Source organism: Pseudomonas sp. 4CAES_32.4 (assembly GCF_058136335.1).
In genome coordinates this window covers 4,188,965-4,210,411 of record NZ_CM176882.1, presented here as the reverse complement: position 1 = coordinate 4,210,411, position 21,447 = coordinate 4,188,965, and the positions used below count along the sequence as shown (strand labels likewise).

Below are 21,447 nucleotides of genomic sequence, written 5' to 3'. Positions count from 1 at the left end.
CTCTTCTGATGCTGCGCTCTTAATTTGTAACGCTTCGAAAGTGCTTGCAGCCATAACTGAAACCTGTCTTTTGCCATTGGCTGTAAGTCATTTCAATCAAAGGGCCATCTCGTCAACTATTAGAATCACTTCGATTTCAGGTTGATCACGATCTAGGCCATCATTCGCATCATCCATTCTCTGGTTCAAGCGGACCGCTCTGGATCAACGTGCCAATGGCGAACAGCCTATCGTTTTTCGTAGACTAAATACATGCGGCATAGACATCACGTTCACCGATGTAGCCGATACGCCAAACTAGCACGTCGCTGCAAAATATTTCGTGAGGAAACTGTGGAACCTATAAATATTGATCGATTGATCGATGTCAGAAACAGGCTATATGCGGCGTTGGATAAAAAGCGCTCTGAGCGCTGGTGTCTGACGTTGTGGAGTCGCTTTATCCGTGCAAGAGATGCGTATAGCTGCGTTGTTTGCAACTCCTCTATTAAAGTTCAGGCCCATCATCTTTTCAGGCGTACACTATTGCCGCAGGCAAGATTTGAGTTGGGAAACGGAATCTCGCTTTGTCTAGAGTGCCACAGGCTAGCGCATGATGGATTTAACGGACGCCCCGATATGAGTTTGCCGATTGGTGCCCAAGGGGGAGATGATCAAGATGAGATTGCCTTTTACTACCAGAAGTTACTTGAGTCTGCAGAATCTCAAAACTTGAGTCATGAAGAGTTTTACTCGCTGAGTAATGAGATGTTGCAATTTTTTGTGAAGGTGCAAGGGTTTGAGTTTCTGCATAGGGCTGTGCTTCAGAAAAAAATAAGCGGATTAACTATGGCCTATCAGATTTGGGCACGGGCGCCTGAGGGAATGTCGTTAGCTGTTTTTAAGGCAAATGTACCTGGGTTTTCTGGTGGAGAACTTCATGAGTTTATGGTTGGTTATCCCGCCATTTTTATTTGTCGATGATTTTTCTTAGATGCCTATTAAAACTCATATTTCCGATTTCGAAAGTGACATGGAGGTAGGTTTTCTTCATCTGTTTAAATCAGTTTACGTTTAGTCATAATGCCTTACACCATCTTGCGCCTCCCCCTACACCTAAGACAGAATCCCCCGGCTTGTGCGTCTAGCCCGCAGGTTCTATCGTCCTCACGTCACTGAAAACCAGTGATCGGGTTTGGTAGCCCGCTTCGTGTCTAGATGCATCGCATCACCAATTTCAGTCGCTTCCCCAGGACTCGGATTTCATGGTGGTCATGCGTGGGGCCCATTCGTGGGCGCCGGGTTCTAGTGCGACCGGTCTACCAACCCGCGTATGGCCGCCACCCATCGTTTGGTAGCGTGGGTGATGGCTCCTTTTAGTAATCGCGCTAGAGGTCCATCTATGTTCAAAGTAACGCCCAACCCACCAGAAACCGATCCCGCATCCCCCTACGATTCCCTCGACCCCAAAAAACTCCACGAAGCCGCCGAGCGCGCACTCGATCACTATCTCCTCCCGCCCGGCCACATCATGGCCAGCGTCAACGAGCCCGAGCGCATGTACTTCGCCAATCCAAAGTACGACACCGAATCCCTGCTCGCCAACGCCAGCGAAACCTTGGGTTCAGCCTCGGAAATGCTCATCAACTTCGCCGCTACGCTCGATCTCTCGCATCGCAAAACCGCGCTGGGCATTGCGCAGGTGGTGATGTTGGGGGAGTTGGCGGTGAATCAGGCGTTGGATAACGTTGAGGTGAAGGCGTAAATCAAATTTCTCAGCGGCGAACGGGTCAGCCGTTGCCGCTGAGCGTCAAGTCAGTCGATCGCATTGCGCATAGCTTGGATTGGATTGGCTCATTTGCGGTAGTGCTTGGATATTTCTTTCCAAATGTACTTGTATCGAAACGTCAGCCAACGTATCAGCAGTTTGTCTATCTCGCGTCGAAAGCGGCTGTTTTCCCGGGCTCGCAAGGTCTCTGCTATGTCGGACTTCAACTGCTCCGAGTTGAACGCAGACCAGATCATTGGAATCACGGTTTCCAGGTTCGAGTGGCAGACAGGTGCGACCTCTTCGCAGAGAATTCGCTTTATCTCCTGAGGGTCATAATCTTCGGTCTCCCGCGCGATAAATGCGTAGTTGACCTCATTGTCGACAAACGCATCGGACAGTGCCCAATGGACACCGAGTCGTTCCTGTTCGGTCGCTGAGGCCCAGTTGCGTTTGGCTGGTTCGGGTATTAGCGGGGCTGATTCTTCCATATTCTGACGTCCTGTCGTGTGCTTCACCGTTGCAATTCAAGAGTTGCGGACAGTGCTGCTCTGAAGTCGCGCAATAAGACTTTCCAACGCCGGGCGCCTGTTCAGCCATTCCTCTTTGGTAATCCCCAACAAAACCACATCCACCCGAACCCCATCCTTCACCACGTTCTGCCGCCTAACCCCCTCAACCTCAAACCCGAACTTCTGGTGCATCTTCACCACCGCCGAATTCAGCGCCAGCACTTCACAATTCAGCTTCTCCAGCCCCGCCACACCAAACGCATAATCCAGCATCCAGAATTCAACGACACTGCCCAGGCCCTTACCCTGCAACCCCACGTCCAGATAAAACGCCCAATCCGCGCTCCTGTGCAAAACATTGATCGCATTCAACGAAACAACCCCCACCGCCTGCTCATCCTTGATCACCACAAACACTTGCTGGCGTGGATTGCCCTTTAACGAGTTCAGCCAGTTCGCATGTTCCTGCTCACTGATTTCATGCGACGTGTACATGAATTTGCGCACGTCCGGCTGATTGCGCAGGGTGCGGACGTGGACCTGGACAGCAGGGCTGGCTTCGGTGAGGGGCAGGAATTGCATGTGATGTCCTTGTCGGGCGGGTTAGCGATGCTGAACCGGCGCTGTCATTCAACCAAGTTTCATGTTGGCGCATACCGCGCAGGCCTAGGATGTTGGCACAAGTTCGTCGCTGTTCACTCCGAGGGGAATCGTGCCATGCGCCTTAGTGTCGTCAAAGTGCTGTTGATTGCTGCAGCGGTATCGGTGTTGAGCGCTTGTTCGGGCGCCGGTGGGTTGACCACCACCAGTTGTTTCTCCAGCGACTGTCAGTCGCCGGAGGGGCGCAACGCCAATACCTTGAAGTTTGGTGGCAACAGTATCGGCAGCAGTCTCAATCAGTACAGTTCCGGCATGTTGCATGACGATTGATGATTACTGCGCGGCGGGTACGGCAATCCATTCGCTTAGCGTTTGCTGATATTTGCCGGTGACTTTGCTCAGGTGCAGCCACTGATCGACGTACAGTTTCCAGCTGATGTCATCGCGCGGCAGCAAGTAAGCCTTCTCGCCGTACTGCATGTACTGATGCGGATTGACCGCGCACAAACCCGGTTTGAGTTTCTGCTGGTAAAGCGCTTCCGAGGCGTCGGTGATCATCACGTCGGCCTTGTTGTCGAGCAGTTGCTGGAAGATTGTCACGTTGTCGTGCAGGGCCAGTTGCGCCTTGGGCAGGAACGCGTGGACGAAGGCTTCGTTGGTGCCGCCGGCGGGTTCGACCAAGCGCACGTTGGCCTGGTTGATTTGCTCGACGGTCTGGTACTTGCTGACATCGGCGCAGCGTACCAGCGGGATCTTGCCGTCGGTGTCGAGGGTGTTGCTGAAGTAGGCTTTTTTCTGCCGCTCCAGCGTCACCGAAATACCGCCCATGCCGATGTCGCACTTGCCGGCCTGCATGTCCGGCATCAGGGTTTTCCAAGTGGTCTGCACCCATTGCACTTTGACCCCGAGGCTGTCGGCCAGCGAGCGCGCCATGGCGATGTCGATGCCTTCGAAATCGCCGTCGGGGCGTTTGAAGGTGTAGGGCTTGTAGTCGCCGGTGGTGCAGACGCGCAGCTCGCCTTGTTGCTGGATGGTGTCGAGGTGTGAAGGGGTTTCTTGCGCCTGAACGGCGGTGGCCAATGTGAGCGCACCGCAGAGGATCATCGTGCTCTTTAGCGTTGTCATTGTGATCGGGCTTCTGAGACGGAAGGTCGCCCAGTGTAGTGAAAGACTTTCGTGAGTGTCATCCAGCCCGCACAAGGCGATCGGCCAGATCCCGAGCCTGTTGTGAAGCGAGCGATCGCGCGTTGCGGTCGATGTCTTCGCCAAGAATGGTTTTTTCAACGATCAGCGCGTGCACATCGGTGATCCCGATAAATTCGAGCCAGGCTTCCATATAAGGTTTCTGAAAGTCGAAACGCTCCGCTGGCGTGGTCGATTGCGCGGAAAAATCCAGGCCTCGGGCATAGGCGAGTACAGCGGTTTTGCCTTGCAGCATGCCTTGCGGGCCACGCTCTGGGTCGAAGCTGAAGAGGATGTCTTTCTGCGACACCAGGTCGATGTAATGCTTGAGTTTGTACGGAATGCCGTAATTCCACAGCGGCACCGACATCACCAGAATGTCGGCACGGTGCAGGTGGGCGGCCAGTGCTTCGAGGTCTTCCCAGACCGATTGTTGGGCCGGTGTGCGCGGTATCCCGGCGAGGCCGGCGTACTTGGCGCTCATGGCGTCTTCACCGAACTCCGGTAGCGGCAAACTCCACAGATCCAGGGTTTCGACGTGTATCTGCGGATGATGCTGGACGTAGCGATCAATGAAGTTATTGGCCACTTGCAGTGACGCGGAGCGTTGTTTGCGCGGCGAGCATTCGATGTGCAGAAGGGTGGTCACGTTGAGCCTCGGCATTTCGGGGAGAGATTGCGAGGCATTGCAACATAGCGCGCTTCAAACTATAAATCGTAAATAACCCGCCAATTGATCACGTAACCAACTATGTTCGACGCTTTGTTGCTCAAGACTTTCGTGGCTGTCGTCGATGAAGAAGGCTTCAGTCGTGCCGCCGAAAAACTGCACCTGACGCAATCGGCTGTCAGCGGGCATCTGCGACGGCTGGAGGAACAGGTCGGCAAACCACTGCTCAAGCGCACCACTCGCTCTCAGCAACTTACCGCCGACGGCGAACGCTTGATCGGCTATGCGCGAACGATTCTGGCGCTGAACCGCGATGCCTGGGCACAACTGACACGCACGCCGTTTCAGGGGCGAGTGCGGATGGGTATTTCCGAGGATTTTGTCGAGGCGCGTCTGTTGCGCGCACTGCAGGATTGCGCGGCGCAGCATCCCGGTATGGAAATCGATGTGCAGGTGAATATTCCCGGAACATTGCTCAGCCAGATGCAGCAGGGCAACCTCGAAATGGTCATCGGCTCTCTGTGTGAAACCGCTGATTCGGGGCGGTTGCTCTGGCAGGAGCCGCTGGTGTGGGCGTGGGCGGCACAATCGTTCACGCAGCTGCCGACGCCGTTGCTTTTGGCGCTGTTCCCTGAGCCGTGCCCGTATCGCGAAGCGGCGCTGACTCGCTTGGCCCAGTCCGGTATCACGCCGCGTACGGCTATGCTTTGTTCCAGCACCGCAGGGTTGCGCGCAGCGGCGCTGTCGGGATTTGCCGTCGCACCGATGCCGTTGAGTCAACTGGGCCAGGGGCTGGTGGCACTGGGTGCGGAACACGGCTTGCCGGCGTTGCCGGATGCGCAGTTCCGCTTGTTCACTGCGGCTCACGCCGACCCGCAGATGATCGAAGCGGTTTCTCAGGCGATCTTCGATTTTTGTGCGGCGCGACGGTGATCGTGGGAGCTACAAGCCGAGACCTTCCTGCACCGCCAACAACAGATTATTTTCCGTCAGCGCAATGGCATCCAACTGCTGCCCGGTTTCAATCGACTGCATCCACCAATGGCTCTCCCCGTGTTCATCCACGGTGCGCAGCAAATAAGTGTCGGTGGCTGAAGGATAGATTTGCACGCGTCCGGCGCCGTCCTCGGTAAACCGTGCGATGGGATCAAATGTCAGGCTTTGATGATTGGCTTCGATTACCAGTTGATCGATCGCGTAATCATGGCTTTCGCCATCGGGCGAGGTTTCGCAAACGTGGGTCGGGTTGCGGCGAATTTTCAGGCCGACTTCGGTGACCGGTTGCAGCCATGCCTCGATGCGGTGATACAGGTCGTAGACCTGCGCCGGCCAGCAATCGATCTCCAGCGCCGCGTCCGCGTGGGTGTGCCGGGTTTGTTTGAGTTTGGCGGCGAGTTCGTCTGCTTTACTCATTTCGGATCCCTGTTGTTTGATGTCTGCCTGTTAATCGTAGACCGTTCAACGGCGTGCGGCCTTGCCTTGCGTCATGCGCTTGCAACACAAGCGTGGCGAAATCAGCGCTGGCCAAGTCTGGCCAGGATCGAAAACCACGGACGCAGGCGTCCCAAGGAGCGGGTAGATGAAAAAGCTGTTTACAATTTTGGCAGTGATCGCGCTGACGGTCGGTAGCATCGGCTTGAGTTCGGCGCGTCAATCGCAGTCGAGCAAAGCGGAATCGGTGGCGGGGGTGTTCGATTACTACCTGCTGACGCTGTCGTGGTCGCCGACGTTCTGTTTGACCCACAAGGATGACGCGCAGTGTTCCGGCAAGGGTTACGGCTTCGTGCTGCATGGCCTGTGGCCGCAATACGCTAACGGCGGCTGGCCGGAGTCGTGCCCGCCGTTGACCACGCTGAACGCCGCGGAAACCAGCAAAGGCCTGACGCTGTTCCCGACCAAAAAACTGCTCGATCACGAATGGTCGAAACACGGCACCTGCAGCGGCCTCGGCGCGATGGGCTATCTGGATGAAGCCGATAAGGCCGTCGCTGCCGTGAAGATCCCGGAGCAACTGCAACCGTTCAGTTCCTCGTATTATTTCGAAGCTCAGGAAATCGCCGACCTGTTCCGCAAGGCCAACCCGGGCATTCCGGCCGACGGCATCGCAGTGATCTGCAGCGGCCCTGAGCTGTCGGAAGTGCGCGTGTGCATGGGCAAGGATCTGCAGTTCGGCGCGTGCGGCAAAGGTGTGAAAACCCAGTGCCGGGCGGGGGATATTCGGGTGCCGCCGTCGCGTTGATTTGAGCGGCTTGTACGGAAAAAACGGGCGCCTGAGGAGGCGCCTTTTTTTTTGCCTGGGAAATCAACAAACCCCTCACAACTGACTAACCGCAAAGAGCAAGTCGAAAATAAACCGGCGAACGGTGATCATCCAATCTCGTTGCGCGCCGATATACCTGGGCGGGAGGGCGCGGTTTGCTCCGTGCATCCCGGTGGGCTACGCTCACAAAACATAAGGGTTTACCCGCTGGCGCCCTTGTCGTACCTGCCCAGGACATGCTTTTGCCTATCCCCATTCACGATCCGCAACAGACCCCCGGCACGCTCAAGCGTCTGCCACTTCGCAAAGCGGCGGTGTTGTTTACCGTTGCGGTGTGTCTGTGTCTGTGCGGTTTGTTGTACCTGCAACTGGAGCAGTCGCGGCGTCAGGATCTGACGGTGGCGCAGATGGCTTCGAGCAACCTGACCCGGGCGATGGCGCAGCAGGCCGAGGACACTTTTCTGGCGGCGGACCTGGTGATGAACAGCCTCGTCGACTGGATTCAGGAGGACGGCTACGGCGCCGGGCAGAAGACGCGCTTACAGAAAACCTTCGCGCGCCGGGTGCAGCAACTCGACCAATTGCACGGCATGTTTTTCTTCGACCGTGACGGGCAATGGGTGATTACTTCGTTTCCCGATCTGCCCCGTGGTAACGGCGTGGCCGACCGTGAATATTTCAAATTCCATCAGCAGAACGTTTCGACCGTGGCCCATATCGGCCCGGCGATTCGCAGCCGCGAGAATGGCGAGTGGATCATCCCGATCTCCAAGCGCGTGAACGACCAGGCGGGCAATTTCCAGGGCGTGTTGCTGGCCGGGATCAAGATGTCGTACTTCGATCAGTTCTTCAAAAGCTTCAGCCTCGATGACAACGGCATCATGTTTCTCGGTCTCACCGACGGCACCTTGCTCGCCCGCCGACCGTTCGATGAATCGCTGATTGGCAGCTCGCTGGCTAAAGGTGAGATTTATCAGACGTTACTGCCAAACGCCGCTGCCGGTACCGCCATGCTCGATTCATTTGTCGACGGCGTCACGCGTTTGTATGGCTACCGGCAGTTGGCGTCGTATCCACTGGTGGTTTCCGCCGCGACGTCGCGCGATACGATTCTCAAGGGTTGGCATGAGCGTGCGTTTCAGTCCAGCGTGATTGTGGCGTTGCTGATCCTCGGCGTCGGTTTGTTTGGCTGGGTGTTCATTCATCAGGTGCGCGACGGCGAGCGCATCGAAAAGAATCTGCGCAAGGCGCAGCGCACGCTGGAGCAGATTGCCACCCATGACAGCCTGACCGGGCTGGCCAATCGGCGCTTGTTCGAACGTTCGCTGGAGATCGAGTTTGCCCGTGGCGCACGGCAAGTCAGCCCGGTGAGTTTGATCATGCTCGATATCGACTTTTTCAAACGCTACAACGATGCCTACGGGCATGTGGCCGGCGACCAATGTCTGGCACAAGTTGCGCAGGTGTTGAAGGCCTGCTGTCAGCGCAAGTCTGATCTGGCGGTGCGTTATGGGGGAGAGGAGTTCGCGGTGTTGTTGCCGGACACCGACATCAACGGCGCACTGGCGATCGCCGGGCAGATCCGCCGCAGTGTGATCGACAAACACATCATCCACAGCGGTTCGCCGACGGAATATCTCACCGTGAGCCTGGGTTGCTATTCGTTCATTCCGAGCGGCAATGATGACCCTGAAGTGTTTATCCAGCGTGCCGATGCGGCGTTGTATCAGGCGAAAAATGCCGGGCGTAATCGGGCTGCGGTGTTGTCGCTGGAGAGTGGTCTGGCCGAGTTGATGCGTTCTGATCGCTGATCGCCAACCAGCCCCAAAACTTTTGGGTTTCATTCAAGTGTGTGGATGCCGCAGACCTTGTGGGAGCTGGCTTGCCAGCGATAGCGTCAGCACAGGCAACATCTTTTTGGACTGTCAGACCGCTATCGCTGGCAAGCCAGCTCCCACAGGGTTGCTCTATGGGCAACAAAGTGAACACTCAAATCTGAGGGGGTGTTCACCGGGGGTGGCTCTTGTTCGTTCAGCCGCCTGTGCCACCGCCCGCACCGCCAGTTCCGCCGCCGGCCGATCCGGTGCCACCGCCCGCACCCGAGCCCGAACCGCTGGCGCCACCGTTAGTGCCGGTGCCCATGTTAGTGCCCGAGTTAGTGCCTGAGCCTGTGCCTGAGCCTGTGCCGCCCGACGTGCTACCACCCGAAGGTGCGCCTGGCGTGTTGTTAGGTGGCATGGTCGTGCTGGTCGGGCCACCGGACTTGGTGCCGGTCGCGTCGGCGCCGTCATTGGCAGCGAAGCTTGCAGCGGAGGCCGTGGCGAGCAGGCCGGCCAGCAATAATGAGGTGAGTTTGCGCGTCATCATGGTCAGTCTCCAGGAAGGGGATCTACCTGATATTGGTCTGACGCGCAGAACCGTTGGTGCCGGTCGGCTGACGAGCGGTCAGCGGCACGGTAGCGTTGAGCAGAAGCAGGCCGGCGCTGGAGCCGCGTGCTTTTGCGCATCGATAACCATGCGCTGATCGGCTATCCACTGTCGCCACTCCACATGCTGCGCGGCGATGCCCAAGGGACCGGCCATTAACAGCAAGCCGATACAGGCAATGGTTTGTCGACGGCTGAGACCTTCTTTTTTACGCGCACTGGCAAGGCTGCGGCCGGGCGCGTTCAAGGGCGAATGGATGGAAGACATGACGGGCAGATACTCGATTCGGGCATCCGTTGCCTGCAATTAAGAATTGATCGCATTCTAGTGGCCCTTCTCTAGCGCTTGCAATCGTCCTGCGCAACTTTTCTCTGCGCCAGTGGCCTCCTGATCTTCTGGAATATTGGCTATTTGTCGAATCGGGTTCGGGGACTAACGTAGCCACACATTCACTTGCTGCCCGGAGCCACCATGAAACCTCGTACCGATTTCTACACCGCCTCCCCTGACGCACTGAAAGCGATGATCGCCCTGGAAACCGCGGTGTCGAAACTGCCGCTGGAAAAGACCCTGATCGAACTGGTCAAGCTGCGCGCCTCGCAAATCAACGGCTGCGCTTTCTGCATCGACATGCACACCGCCGATGCGATCAAGGGTGGCGAAACCCCACGTCGTCTGTTTGCCGTGACAGCTTGGCGTGAAGCGCCGTTCTTCAGCGACCGGGAACGTGCCGCGTTGCTGTGGACTGAATCGCTGACCCAACTGAGCCTGACCCACGCCCCGGATGAAGATTACGACGTCGTCGCGGCGCAGTTCTCGCCCAAGGAAATGGTCGATCTGACCGTGGCGATCAGCACCATCAACAGCTGGAATCGCCTGGCTGTAGGCTTCCGCAAAACCCCGCAGGCCTAAGCCCTCCCTACACATAACCCCCTGTAGGAGCTGCCGAAGGCTGCGATCTTTTGCTCTTGTCTTTTAAAAACAAAATCAACAGATCGCAGCCTTCGGCAGCTCCTACAGGGGAATGTGGTGATGTCGGGATCGGGATCAATGCCCATCCGCACTCGGCGCGGCCGGTGGTTGCACCTTGCGCATCAAGGGCACCATCGCCGTGGCGATGACGAAGCAAGCGCCGATCATCAAAAAGGTATCGCCATAGGTCTGGGTTTGCGCTTCGCGGTAGGTCAACAGCCACAACTGGCGCAGGCTGGCGGTGACGCCGACGTCACCGCTCTGACCCAGATTCGCCAGGTTGCCGCCGACCTGAGACAACCACTGATTCATCGCCTCGTTACTGCTGTTCAAATGCTCGGCCAACCGTGTGAAGTGCAGGTTGGTGCGGTCATTGAGAATGGTCGCGCACGCGGCAATGCCAATCGCGCCACCGAGATTGCGCATCAAGTTGAACAGGCCCGAGGCATGCTTCAAGCGTGCCGGCGCCAAGCCGCCCAAGGTCAACGTCACCGCCGGTGGCACCGCCAGTTGCTGGGCAATCCCGCGCAACGCTTGCGGCAACATCAATTGCCCGGCGCCCCAGTCGTGGGTGATCGGACTGAACTCCCACATCGACACCGCAAACAACCCCAGCCCTATCATCATGATCCAGCGCAGATCCACGCGATTGGCCAAAAAGGCGTACAGCGGAATTGCCATGATCTGGAAAACGCCGGTGGAAAAAACCGCCAGACCAATGTCCAGTGCGCTATAGCCACGCACCCGTCCGAGAAACAGTGGTGTCAGGTAAATCGTCGCGAACAGGCCGATGCCGGTGACAAAGGAAAAGAAGCAACCGAGGGCGAAATTGCGATCCTTCAGCGCACGCAAATCGACGATCGGATTGGCCACGTGCAACGTGCGGCCAATGAACGCCAATCCGGCCAGACCGCTGATCCACGCGGTGGTGAGAATGGTCTGGTCGCTGAACCAGTTCCAGCGCGGGCCTTCTTCAAGGGTGTATTCCAGACAGCCGAGAAACAGCGCAAGGAACACCATGCTCAGATAGTCCGCGCCTTTGAGCAGCGACAGTTCCGGCTGGTCGATCTTCACCAGCATCGGCACTGCCACGGCAACAAAAATCCCTGGCACGAGATTGATGTAGAACAACCAGTGCCACGAGGAAATATCGGTGATCCAACCACCAATCACTGGCCCCATCGTCGGTGCCAGTGACGCAACCGCGCCGATGGTCGCGGCGGCGATCACCCGTTGTTTGCCAGTGAAGAAAAAGAACGCCGTGGTGAACACCAGAGGAATCATCGAGCCGCCAAGGAAGCCTTGCAGCGCGCGGAAAGCGATCATGCTCTGGATGTTCCAAGCGATGCCGCAGAGCAAACTCGCCAAGGTGAAACCGACCGCCGAAGCGCAGAACAACCAACGCGTCGAGAACACCCGCGACAGCCAGCCGGACAGCGGAATCACGATGATCTCGGCGATCAGATAACTAGTCTGCACCCACGCCGTTTCGTCGGTGCCGGCGGAGAGCCCGCCGCCGATATCGCGCAACGACGCCGAGACGATCTGGATATCCAGCAGCGCGATAAACATGCCGATGCACATGGTCGCGAAGGCGAATACCTTGGTCGCGGTGGCCATGTCCGCCGCGTTGAACGGCTGCGCAGGGGCGGCGAGGGTGGCGCTCATGGTGCGAGGGCCACGGCGGCGGATTCAGGCTGGGCGCGGGTGTCGACTTCTGCGGTGACCGACAGACCCGGGCGCAAATGACCGAGCACGCCGTCAGCCGGATCGAGGAGGATGCGCACCGGCACGCGCTGAACGATTTTGGTGAAGTTGCCGGTGGCGTTTTCCGGCGGCAACACGCTGAACTGCGAGCCGGTGGCGGGGGCAAGGCTGTCGAGGCGACCGTGGAATTCTTGCCCGGACAGCACGTCGGCGCGGATGCTCACCCGTTGCCCGGGCTTCATCCCCGCCAGTTGATCTTCCTTGAAATTGGCATCGACCCACAGGCCGCTGGCCGGCACCACTGATAACTGTTGCGAGCCGGCCTGGGCATAGGCGCCAACCCGCGCGCGGCGGTTGCCGATCACCCCGTCGACCGGTGCGCGCAGTTCGGTGTAGCCGAGGTTCAGTTGCGCCAAATCGCGTTCGGCGCGGGCTTGCTGGAGGGCGGCGCGGGCCTGTTGTTTCTGCGTTTCGATCACCGCCAGTTGGCGCTGCGCGGCGAGCAGTTCGGCCTGGGCGCGGGCGCTTAGCGCTTGCGCGGTTTTGAAAGTGGCATCGGCACGTTGCGCACTTTCCACCGACACGGCGTTGGTGGTCACCAGACGTTTATAGCGTGCGTTGTCATCCCGCGAACGTGCGGTTTCCGCACCGGCCGCATCGATGCCGGCGCGGGCCTGACCGATCACCGCTTGCTGCAGTTGTTCGGTCGCGTCGAGGTTGGCCAGCAACGCCTCTTCAGCGGCGACCGCGCCTTCGGCCTTGGCTAGATTGGCGCGGTAGTCGCGGGCGTCGAGGCGGATCAACACCTCGCCGGCCTTCACATGCTGGTTGTCGCTGACCAGAACTTCATCGATGTAACCGGCGACTTTCGGCCCGATCACCGTCACGTCGCCACCAATATAGGCATCGTCGGTCTCTTCGAGAAAACGCCCGGTTCCCCACCAATGCACGGCGTAAAGAGCAGCGAAGACCAGCGCGAGCAGGCCGGCGCCGAGGATCAGCAGGCGTTTGAGCAGGGGTGGCCTGGTCTTGACCGGAGCGGTGAGGTCGGGTTCGAGGGCGGGCATGCTGGTCATCGCGTCATTCCTGCGGAAATGGATTGTTATTACGGTCGTAATATGACGCGAGTAATATTTCGTGGCAATTCATTTTTACCGCCGGTTGTCAGATTTGCTGGGGGCGGGCGCCAGTGCCGAGGAATCCGTTGCCTCCCATTAATAGGAAGCATTACTATTCACGCCCCTTTCCTCAGCACACCACCCATACCCCCATGCGTCCCCGCAGACCCGGCTTTTTCGAGCATTACGAAGAGTTGATCGGCACCTGGACTCGGCGCCTGCGCAATCGTGCGCAGGCCGAGGATCTGGCGCACGACACCTTTGTGCGAGTGCTTGAGTCGGATTCGGCAGCGGTGCAGCAGCCACGGGCGTATTTGCATCAGACCGCGCGCAATATCGCGGTCGATGGGTATCGGCGGGAGGATCGGCGGGGCGCCATGGAGTCGGAGGCAATCGATCACGCTGAGTCGTCGTCCGGCGACCCGGAGCATTACATGCATGCGATCCAGCTGGCTGATTCCATCGAACGGGCGCTCGCTGAGCTGCCGATTAACTGCCGGAAGATCTTCGTCTGGCAGAAGATCGAAGGCCTGACTCAAGCGGAAATCGCCGAACGCCTGGGGCTGTCCAAGAACATGGTCGAAAAGTATATGATCCGCACCCTGCGGCATCTGCGTGATCGCCTTGACGGGTTGCAGTCATGAGCGACCGCAGCTTTCCATCCCAGCCCAACAGGACATTCCATGATGGATACTCGTGATTGTGCGTGCGGGCAAACAACGGTGCGCGATGACGCGGCTCGCTGGTTTGTGCGTTTGCAGGAGCCGGCGATCAGTGCCGACGAGCAGCAGCGCTTCGACGCCTGGCTGAACGAACATCCGCAGCACCGCGACGAATTCCAGTTGCTGCAAGGCTTGTGGTCGGCGGCGGATCTGCTCCCGGCGCCACGCCTTAAAGCCCTTGTTGAAACATTGCCAAGCCGCCGCGAGCGTCGACCATTTGTGCGTTATGCCGTGGCTGCCAGTGTGCTGGTGGTGGCGCTAGGCCTCGGTCTGTTCAGCGGTTTGAATCATCCCGGCGGCTATAGCGCCGAATTCACCACGGCGTTGGGCGAACGCAAACATGTAGCGCTGCCGGACGGCTCGGTGATCGATCTGAACAGTCGCAGCCGTTTGCAGGTGCGGTATGAGAAGGATCGTCGGCTCATCGAGTTGAGCGAAGGCGAGGCGATGTTCAGCGTCGAACACGACACCTCGCGACCGTTCGTGGTCGAGGCCGGCAGCGGCAAAGTCACCGTCACCGGAACCCGTTTCGATGTGCGCCGCGACGTCACGCAAACCCGCGTGGCGGTGGAGCAGGGCACGGTGAAAGTGCAGGGGCGTGATGCGCCGGACAACCAATTCATCAGCCTGACCGCCGGCCTCGGTACCTATGTCGATGCCCAAGGCAAAGTTGCTGCCGCCTATGCGGTCAACCCGGCGGAACTGACCGCTTGGCGTAGCGGCAAACTGGTGTTCAACAACGCCAGCCTCAGCGAAGTCGCGGCAGAAGTGTCGCGTTATCGCGAGAAACCGCTGACGGTCAGCAACCCGACCGTCGCCAGTCTTCGCCTGACCAGCGTGTTCAAATCCGACAACACCGAAGCCTTGCTCAAAGCCTTGCCGAGCATCTTGCCGGTAGCCGTTCGCACCCATGCGGATGGCAGTCAGGAAATTATTTCAAAATAAAATTCAGGTTTTTTTCGCGTTCATCGTCTTCCTGTTCAACTGCAACTGGTTTGCATTAACAGCCGCACACTCTTGCGATCCACAGGACTACGTTCGACGTGAAAACCACCCCTGCCAACAACAAAAAATCCCCTTGGTTACCGCTGGCCCTCGCGCTGGCGGTCAACGCCGCGATGCCGCTGGCGTTTGCCGGTGAAGCGATTCATATCCGTGCGCAACCGTTGGGTCAGGCCCTGAGCGAGCTGGGCCAGCAGACTTCTCTTCAGGTGTTTTTCAGCCCCGATCTGGTCGCCGGCAAACAGGCCCCGGCCGTCGATGGCGACATCTCCCCGGAGCAGGCACTGCGTCAGTTGCTGCAAGGCAGCGGTCTGGATTATCAGATCAACGAAGGCTCGGTGACCCTGTCGCCCGCTGCGACTTCTGCCGCCAGCAATGGCCCGCTGGAACTGGGCGTGACCGACATCAAGGTGGTCGGCGACTGGCTCGGCGATGCCAACGCCGCCGTGGTGCAGAACCACCCCGGCGCACGCACGGTGATCCGCCGCGAAGCCATGGTCGAGCAGGGCGCAATGAACGTCAGCGACGTGCTCAAGCGTGTGCCCGGCGTGCAGGTGCAGGACAACAACGGCACCGGCGGCAGTGATATTTCCCTCAACGTCGGCGTGCGCGGTCTGACCTCGCGTCTGTCGCCGCGCTCCACGGTGTTGATCGATGGCGTGCCTGCCGCGTTCGCGCCGTACGGCCAACCGCAATTGTCGATGGCGCCGATTTCCTCGGGCAACCTCGACGGTATCGACGTCGTGCGCGGCGCCGGTTCCGTGCGTTATGGGCCGCAAAACGTCGGTGGCGTGATCAACTTCGTCACCCGTGCGATCCCGGAAAAAGCCACTGGTGAAATCGGCACCACCCTGGAAACCACCCAGTACGGCGGCTGGAAACACATCGACACCGCGTTCCTCGGCGGCACCGCCGACAACGGCATGGGCGTGGCATTGTTGTACTCGGGCGTCAACGGCAACGGTTACCGCGAGCGCAACAATGGCAACGACATCGACGACGTATTGCTCAAGACGCACTGGGCGCCGACCGATCAGGACGATTTCAGCCTCAATTTCCACTACTACGACGCCAGCGCCGACATGCCCGGCGGCCTGACGCAAAAGCAGTACGACGACAAACCGTACGATTCGGTGCGTGACTACGACCAGTTCAGTGGCCGCCGCAAAGACGTGTCGTTCAAATGGATTCGTCAGATCGACGAGCGCACCCAGGCGGAAATTCTCACCTATTACACCGACAGCTTTCGCGGCAGTACCATCGCTGCGCGTGACCAGAAAACCCTCAGTTCCTATCCGCGTTCGTACTACACGCTGGGCATCGAGCCAAGGGTGTCGCGCGTCTTCGATGTCGGCCCGACCACGCAAGAAGTCAGCGTCGGTTATCGCTACCTGAAAGAGGCGATGCACGAGCAGTCGAGTCGTCTGGCGCTGGTCAACAACCAACCGGTGGTGACGCCGACGTCCGACGGTCACGTATTCCAGGATCGCACCGGCGGCACCGAGGCCAACTCGGTTTACGTCGACAACAAAATCGACGTCGGCAACTGGACAATCACCCCTGGCATTCGCTTCGAACACATCAGCACCGACTGGCACGATCGCGCCGTGCTCGACACCGCTGGCAGACGCGTGCCGGAGAAAAACCGCAGCATCGAAAGCAACGAACCGCTGCCGGCGCTGAGCGTGATGTATCACCTGTCGGACGCCTGGAAGCTGTTCGCCAACTACGAAACTTCGTTTGGCAGCCTGCAGTATTTCCAGCTCGGCCAAGGCGGTTCGGGTGATCAGACGGCCAACGGTCTGGAACCGGAGAAAGCCAAGACTTATGAAATCGGTACGCGCTACAACGATGACGTGTGGGGCGGGGAAGTGACGCTGTTCTACATCGACTTCGATGACGAACTGCAATACATCAGCAATGACGTCGGCTGGACCAACCTTGGCGCGACCAAGCACCAAGGCATCGAAGCCTCGGTGCATTACGACATGGCTGCGCTCGATCCGCGTCTTGACGGTCTGACTGCCAATGCCGGTCTGACTTACACCCGCGCGACTTATGAAGGCGAGATTCCGGGCTTCAAGGGCCGTGATCTGCCGTTCTATTCGCGCCAGGTGGCAACCGTCGGTTTGCGTTACGACATCGACCGCTGGACCTACAACATTGATGGTTTCGCTCAGTCCAAGCAGCGCTCGCCGGGCACCGGTGTGAATGCCGATGGCAGCTTCAACGGCAACTACATCACCGACGGCACGGCGGACGGGCAGTACGGCGACATTCCGGGTTACGTCACCTGGAACGTGCGTGGCGGGTATGATTTCGGGCCGCAGGTGTCGAACCTGAAGCTCGGCGCCGGGGTGAAGAACATCTTCGACAAGCAGTATTTCACCCGCTCCAGCGACAACAACTCGGGGATGTATGTGGGGGCGCCGCGCACGTTCTTTGTGCAGGCCAGCGTGGGTTTTTAAAACGTAAGGTAACTGATCGTTCCCACGCTCCGCGTGGGAATGCAGCCCGGGACGCTCTGCGTCCAAAAGCGGACGCGGAGCGTCCATTGAGGCATTCCCACGCAGAGCGTGGGAACGATCTCATGTAGGAGCTGCCGCAGGCTCGGGCCGCGATCGGACGATCTTTTGCTTCAGACCTTCAACACTTTCCCGCCAATGGCCACTGCCACCAGCAGCAGCGCCATCAGGCCAAAGGCAAAACTCAAACTGCTGGCGTGCGCGACAAAGCCGATCACCGCCGGGCCCGCCAGAATCCCTGCATAACCCAGCGTGGTAATCGCCGGCACCGCAATGCTTTCCGGCATCACCGTTTGCTTGCCCACCGCCGTGTACAGCACCGGGACAATGTTCGAACAGCCAGCGCCAACCAGCGCATAACCGACCAGCGCCGCTTCCCAGCTCGGCGCGAACGTCGCCAGGAACAAACCGGCCGCGGCCAACAGCCCGCCAAACAGAATGATCCGTGTCGCACCGACGATCCGCACAATCCGGTCACCCATCAAACGCCCGGCGGTCATGGTCAACGCAAACGCCGCGTAGCCCAGCCCTGCATACGCTGTGTCGATCCCGCGTTCCTGCGCCAGAAATACCGCACTCCAGTCCAGCGCCGCGCCTTCGGTGAGAAAGACGATGAAGCACATCCCGCCGATAAACAGCACGATACCGTGGGGGATGGCGAACGCCGGGCCCGAGCTTTCACTGCCGTAAGGCAACATGTGCGGTACGCATTTGAACAGCGCCGCGATTAGCACCACGACCACCACCAGCATCGCGGCCAGCGGCGTCAACCCGAGGCCGAGCAGGGCGCTGACGCCCGCCGCGCCGACGATCCCGCCGAGGCTGAACAAGCCGTGAAAGCCCGACATCATGTTCTTGCCGCTGGCGCGTTCGACGATCACCGCTTGCAGGTTTACCGTCGAATCCACGGTGCCCAGTCCCGCTCCGAACATGAACAGCGTGGCGATCAATGCGGGTATCGACGACACCGTCGCCAGCAACGGTAATGCCGCGCAGATCAGCAGCGTGCCGCCCGTTGCAACGCGCCGGCAACCGAAGCGCGTGGCCAGAATCCCCGCCAGCGGCATCGCCAGAATCGAACCGACTCCGAGGCACAACAGCAACAGGCCCAACGTGCCCTCATCAAGCCCGGCGCGCGCCTTGGCGTACGGCACCAGCGGCGCCCACGCGGCAATGCCGAGCCCGGCGATGAAAAAGGCGATGCGCGTGGACATCTGTTGCAGGCGTCCGGGGACGAAGGTGGCTTGGGCGTTGAGGCTGGTCATATCGATCCTTGGCAAAAAACTTCGCGTCCCCGAAGGACAGTGATTCAGCGATGAGGTTCGATCGCCAGTCATTCGAGGAAGTACAGACAACATCGTACCTTCTCCTGTAGGAGCTGCGGCACGCTGCGATCTTTTGATCTGTTTTTTCAGGATCAGAATCAAAAGATCGCAGCGTGCCGCAGCTCCTACAGTGGATTGCGGTTTACAGTTGGTTTTTTCGGTTGCAGGGATTATGAGTGATGACGCAGTTTTATGACGCGCGGGGCAATGTTTATGGTGTGGTTTCGCCGCAAGCCTTGCGCGAGGCGGGCATTGATTTGCCTGCCAGCGCTGCCGAATGTGCGTCCTCCCGCCAGTCTTGGAGCGAGGCGGCGATCAGCCTCTGCTGCGACTGGCCCGCAGGCCAGCGTCCACCGAACAGCAAATCCCACCGCAGCGACGGCCTGCTGATCGGCCCGTTCCAGACATCGCCACCGTTCGATGTGCTGATCGTCAACACCGACGGCTCCCTTGCTGAACGCAGTGGCAACGGCTTGACGATTTTCTCTCAGGCGCTCACTGGGCAAGGCTTGATGCCGCGCGATGGTGCGATGTTGCGCGTGCATCACGATAAGGGTGAGGCGGTGGAAACCTCGGTGAAACCGGCGGAAGTCGAAGGCGCTCAAGGCTTCTGGCTCGATCTCGGCCAACCCGGTTTCGGGCCTCGTGCGGTGGCTGCGCAGAACGTGGACAACGTCGATTTCAACGGGCGTGGCGTGAGTCAGGTGAAGCCGCTGGCGACACTCGATCCGGCATGGTCACACAGCCAGTTTGTGCGAATTGGCAATCCGCATTGCGTGACGTTACTCAGCGACAAGGCCGCATTGCCAAGCAACGAACAGATGCGCGAATCGCCACTGAATGAAGGCCTGACCCGAATCGCCTACGCCGTACCGACCGGTGCGGGAGAACCCTGCCCGGCGGGCGTCAATCTGCAATGGGCGGCACGTGAATCTGCGCAGCGAATCGTCGCCCGGGTCTTCGAACGTGGAGAAGGACCGACAGCCTCATCCGGCACCAGTGCCAGTGCGGTGGCGTCTGCGGCATGGCGGGTGGGTTGGGTGACAGCCGGGGAAGTGCAAGTGGTCATGCCCGGCGGAACCGCTCCGATTTTGCTCGAAGAAGTGGACGGGGAATTGATGCGGGTCAGACTGTTCGGCACGGCGCGGTTGATGGACTGAATTCAATGCCGCCATCGCTGGCAAGCCAGGCTCCCACAGGGTTCTGTGCGGAGCGCAGTTACTGAATACAGCCACTGTCCAATGTAGGAGTGAGCCTGCTCGCGATAGCAGACTGGCATTCAATACAGATGTTGCCTGATCTACCGCGATCGCGAGCAGGCTCACTCCTACAGGGGGGCAGTGGCGCACACAAATGAGGTGTTCAACAAAAAACCCTGTGGGAGCCTGGCTTGCCAGCGATGGGGCATTCAGCCCCAAGCAGGATTTCAGCTCAGCGCGGTACTGAACTCGACCGTCGGCATCGTCCGCTTCATCAACACCTTGCCGCCGCGAATCGAATACAGCGGCAAGCCCTGACTGCGGATCACCTCGTAATCGTTGTCCGCCGAGAGGATCAGCAGGTTCGCCGGGCGCCCCTGTTCCAGGCCATAACGCTCACCCAAGTGCATGGCTTTGGCGCTGTTGTCGGTGACTAGATCCAGGGCACTTTGCAGGTTGCGATAGCCGAGCATGTGGCAGATGTGCAGCCCGGCTTCGAGCACGCGCAGGATGTTGCCGTTGCCCAGCGGATACCACGGATCGACGATGGAATCCTGGCCGAAACACACGTTCATCCCGGCTTCGAGCAACTCGTTCACACGGGTGACGCCACGGCGTTTCGGGAAATTGTCGAAGCGCCCCTGCAGGTGAATGCTTTCGGTCGGGCAGGAGACAAAACTGATCCCGGAATGCCCGAGCAAGCGGAACAGTTTCGCGCAGTAGGCGTTGTCGTAAGAACCCATCGCCGTGGTGTGGCTGGCGGTGACGAGGGCGCCCATGTCGCGGCTGCGTGCTTCTTCGGCGAGCACTTCAAGGAAGCGTGAATGCGGGTCGTCGGTTTCGTCGCAATGCACATCGACCAGGCAACCGGTGCGCTCGGCCAGGTCCATCAGGAATTTCACCGAACTGACGCCCTGATCACGGGTGTACTCGAAATGCGGAATGCCACCGACCACATCGGCGCCCATGCGGATCGACTCCTCCATCAGCTCGCGGCCGTTGCGGAACGACTCGATGCCTTCCTGCGGGAACGCGACGATCTGCAGGTCGATGAGGTGACGGCTTTCCTCGCGCACTTCGAGCATGGCTTTGAGCGCGGTGAGTTGCGGGTCGGTGACGTCGACGTGGGTGCGCACATGCTGAATGCCGTGAGCCGCCAGCGCCTGAATGGTTTTCCTGGCGCGGGTCTTGGTGTCTTCTTCGGTGATGGTGACCTTGCGCTCGCCCCAGCATTCGATGCCTTCGAACAGCGTGCCGCTCATGTTCCAGCGCGGCTCGCCGGCGGTGAGGGTGGCGTCGAGGTGAATGTGCGGCTCGACGAAGGGCGGCACCACCAGATTGCCGCCGGCGTCGAGGTCTTCCGGGCCCAGCGTCGGCGCTTCGGTCTGGCGGGCGATGCTGCGGATCAGCCCGTCTTCAAGGTGCAGTTCGTGCAAACCTTCCTGGTTGCGCAGTCGGGCGTTGATGATGTGCATCAGG

At 59.2% G+C, this 21,447-nt stretch carries 22 protein-coding genes; 11 read left to right on the top strand and 11 right to left on the bottom strand.

The window, feature by feature from the left end; genetic code table 11:
• Positions 1-618 precede the first annotated feature (618 nt).
• Together AC3Y64_RS18900 and AC3Y64_RS18895 are read left to right on the top strand one after the other, a co-directional pair.
• The gene (locus AC3Y64_RS18900) at positions 619-963 is read left to right on the top strand and encodes a hypothetical protein (RefSeq protein ID WP_489984852.1); all 345 of its coding nucleotides are present in this window, start codon (positions 619-621) and stop codon (positions 961-963) included.
• 418 nt (positions 964-1,381) lie between these two features.
• Complete coding sequence (locus AC3Y64_RS18895) at positions 1,382-1,744, top strand: DUF6124 family protein (protein ID WP_489984851.1); 363 nt, start codon at positions 1,382-1,384, stop codon at positions 1,742-1,744.
• Positions 1,745-1,833: 89 nt separating this feature from the next.
• On the opposite strand, the gene AC3Y64_RS18890 is transcribed toward AC3Y64_RS18895, so the two are convergent.
• Together AC3Y64_RS18890 and pseH are read right to left on the bottom strand one after the other, a co-directional pair.
• On the bottom strand, positions 1,834-2,238 hold the full coding sequence (locus tag AC3Y64_RS18890) for a DUF7079 family protein (RefSeq protein WP_489984850.1): 405 nt from the start codon (positions 2,236-2,238) through the stop codon (positions 1,834-1,836).
• 36 nt (positions 2,239-2,274) lie between these two features.
• On the bottom strand, positions 2,275-2,841 hold the full coding sequence (pseH, locus tag AC3Y64_RS18885) for a UDP-4-amino-4,6-dideoxy-N-acetyl-beta-L-altrosamine N-acetyltransferase (protein ID WP_489984849.1): 567 nt from the start codon (positions 2,839-2,841) through the stop codon (positions 2,275-2,277).
• 135 nt (positions 2,842-2,976) lie between these two features.
• On the opposite strand from pseH, the gene AC3Y64_RS18880 reads away from it, so the two are divergent.
• On the top strand, positions 2,977-3,189 hold the full coding sequence (locus AC3Y64_RS18880; RefSeq protein WP_489984848.1) for a hypothetical protein: 213 nt from the start codon (positions 2,977-2,979) through the stop codon (positions 3,187-3,189).
• Between the two features lie 3 nt (positions 3,190-3,192).
• Here AC3Y64_RS18880 and AC3Y64_RS18875 read toward each other — a convergent pair whose 3' ends face one another.
• Positions 3,193-3,984: a transporter substrate-binding domain-containing protein gene (locus AC3Y64_RS18875; RefSeq protein WP_489984847.1), complete on the bottom strand. Its 792-nt coding sequence runs from the start codon at positions 3,982-3,984 to the stop codon at positions 3,193-3,195.
• A gap of 58 nt (positions 3,985-4,042) precedes the next feature.
• Positions 4,043-4,690: an FMN-dependent NADH-azoreductase gene (locus tag AC3Y64_RS18870; protein WP_489984846.1), complete on the bottom strand. Its 648-nt coding sequence runs from the start codon at positions 4,688-4,690 to the stop codon at positions 4,043-4,045.
• A gap of 102 nt (positions 4,691-4,792) precedes the next feature.
• Here AC3Y64_RS18870 and AC3Y64_RS18865 point away from each other — a divergent pair, with 102 nt between their 5' ends.
• Positions 4,793-5,644 (top strand): LysR family transcriptional regulator, encoded by an 852-nt coding sequence (locus AC3Y64_RS18865; protein WP_489984845.1) that lies wholly within the window; start codon positions 4,793-4,795, stop codon positions 5,642-5,644.
• Positions 5,645-5,653: 9 nt separating this feature from the next.
• Here AC3Y64_RS18865 and AC3Y64_RS18860 read toward each other — a convergent pair whose 3' ends face one another.
• Positions 5,654-6,124 carry a hypothetical protein gene (locus AC3Y64_RS18860; protein ID WP_158955806.1) on the bottom strand — a complete coding sequence of 157 codons (471 nt, stop codon included), beginning with the start codon at positions 6,122-6,124 and terminating at the stop codon, positions 5,654-5,656.
• 166 nt (positions 6,125-6,290) lie between these two features.
• Between AC3Y64_RS18860 and AC3Y64_RS18855 the strand changes: the two genes are divergently transcribed.
• Both AC3Y64_RS18855 and AC3Y64_RS18850 read left to right on the top strand, forming a co-directional pair.
• Entirely contained in the window at positions 6,291-6,950 is a 660-nt protein-coding gene (locus AC3Y64_RS18855) for a ribonuclease T2 (RefSeq protein ID WP_489984844.1), read from the top strand.
• A gap of 263 nt (positions 6,951-7,213) precedes the next feature.
• Complete coding sequence (locus AC3Y64_RS18850) at positions 7,214-8,782, top strand: sensor domain-containing diguanylate cyclase (protein WP_489984843.1); 1,569 nt, start codon at positions 7,214-7,216, stop codon at positions 8,780-8,782.
• A gap of 220 nt (positions 8,783-9,002) precedes the next feature.
• On the opposite strand, the gene AC3Y64_RS18845 is transcribed toward AC3Y64_RS18850, so the two are convergent.
• On the bottom strand, positions 9,003-9,338 hold the full coding sequence (locus AC3Y64_RS18845) for a hypothetical protein (protein ID WP_489984842.1): 336 nt from the start codon (positions 9,336-9,338) through the stop codon (positions 9,003-9,005).
• Positions 9,339-9,416: 78 nt separating this feature from the next.
• Positions 9,417-9,665: a hypothetical protein gene (locus AC3Y64_RS18840; protein WP_489984841.1), complete on the bottom strand. Its 249-nt coding sequence runs from the start codon at positions 9,663-9,665 to the stop codon at positions 9,417-9,419.
• A 204-nt stretch (positions 9,666-9,869) separates the two neighbouring features.
• Here AC3Y64_RS18840 and AC3Y64_RS18835 point away from each other — a divergent pair, with 204 nt between their 5' ends.
• Positions 9,870-10,310 (top strand): carboxymuconolactone decarboxylase family protein, encoded by a 441-nt coding sequence (locus AC3Y64_RS18835; RefSeq protein ID WP_242208560.1) that lies wholly within the window; start codon positions 9,870-9,872, stop codon positions 10,308-10,310.
• A gap of 135 nt (positions 10,311-10,445) precedes the next feature.
• On the opposite strand, the gene AC3Y64_RS18830 is transcribed toward AC3Y64_RS18835, so the two are convergent.
• On the bottom strand, positions 10,446-12,038 hold the full coding sequence (locus AC3Y64_RS18830; RefSeq protein ID WP_489984840.1) for a DHA2 family efflux MFS transporter permease subunit: 1,593 nt from the start codon (positions 12,036-12,038) through the stop codon (positions 10,446-10,448).
• Positions 12,035-13,153 carry an HlyD family secretion protein gene (locus AC3Y64_RS18825; RefSeq protein ID WP_489984839.1) on the bottom strand — a complete coding sequence of 373 codons (1,119 nt, stop codon included), beginning with the start codon at positions 13,151-13,153 and terminating at the stop codon, positions 12,035-12,037. The genes AC3Y64_RS18830 and AC3Y64_RS18825 overlap by 4 nt, the downstream gene beginning before the upstream one ends.
• 194 nt (positions 13,154-13,347) lie before the next feature.
• On the opposite strand from AC3Y64_RS18825, the gene AC3Y64_RS18820 reads away from it, so the two are divergent.
• From AC3Y64_RS18820 to AC3Y64_RS18810, 3 genes are all read left to right on the top strand, one after another.
• The gene (locus tag AC3Y64_RS18820; RefSeq protein WP_489984838.1) at positions 13,348-13,839 is read left to right on the top strand and encodes a sigma-70 family RNA polymerase sigma factor; all 492 of its coding nucleotides are present in this window, start codon (positions 13,348-13,350) and stop codon (positions 13,837-13,839) included.
• 39 nt (positions 13,840-13,878) lie between these two features.
• The gene (locus AC3Y64_RS18815; RefSeq protein WP_489984837.1) at positions 13,879-14,862 is read left to right on the top strand and encodes a FecR domain-containing protein; all 984 of its coding nucleotides are present in this window, start codon (positions 13,879-13,881) and stop codon (positions 14,860-14,862) included.
• A gap of 98 nt (positions 14,863-14,960) precedes the next feature.
• Entirely contained in the window at positions 14,961-17,387 is a 2,427-nt protein-coding gene (locus AC3Y64_RS18810) for a TonB-dependent siderophore receptor (protein WP_489984836.1), read from the top strand.
• A gap of 170 nt (positions 17,388-17,557) precedes the next feature.
• Here AC3Y64_RS18810 and AC3Y64_RS18805 read toward each other — a convergent pair whose 3' ends face one another.
• Complete coding sequence (locus AC3Y64_RS18805) at positions 17,558-18,709, bottom strand: MFS transporter (protein ID WP_463400349.1); 1,152 nt, start codon at positions 18,707-18,709, stop codon at positions 17,558-17,560.
• 239 nt (positions 18,710-18,948) lie between these two features.
• On the opposite strand from AC3Y64_RS18805, the gene AC3Y64_RS18800 reads away from it, so the two are divergent.
• Complete coding sequence (locus tag AC3Y64_RS18800) at positions 18,949-19,929, top strand: diaminopimelate epimerase (RefSeq protein WP_489984835.1); 981 nt, start codon at positions 18,949-18,951, stop codon at positions 19,927-19,929.
• Positions 19,930-20,195: 266 nt separating this feature from the next.
• Here AC3Y64_RS18800 and codA read toward each other — a convergent pair whose 3' ends face one another.
• Positions 20,196-21,443: a cytosine deaminase gene (codA, locus tag AC3Y64_RS18795; RefSeq protein ID WP_489984834.1), complete on the bottom strand. Its 1,248-nt coding sequence runs from the start codon at positions 21,441-21,443 to the stop codon at positions 20,196-20,198.
• Between the last annotated feature and the right edge of the window lie 4 nt (positions 21,444-21,447).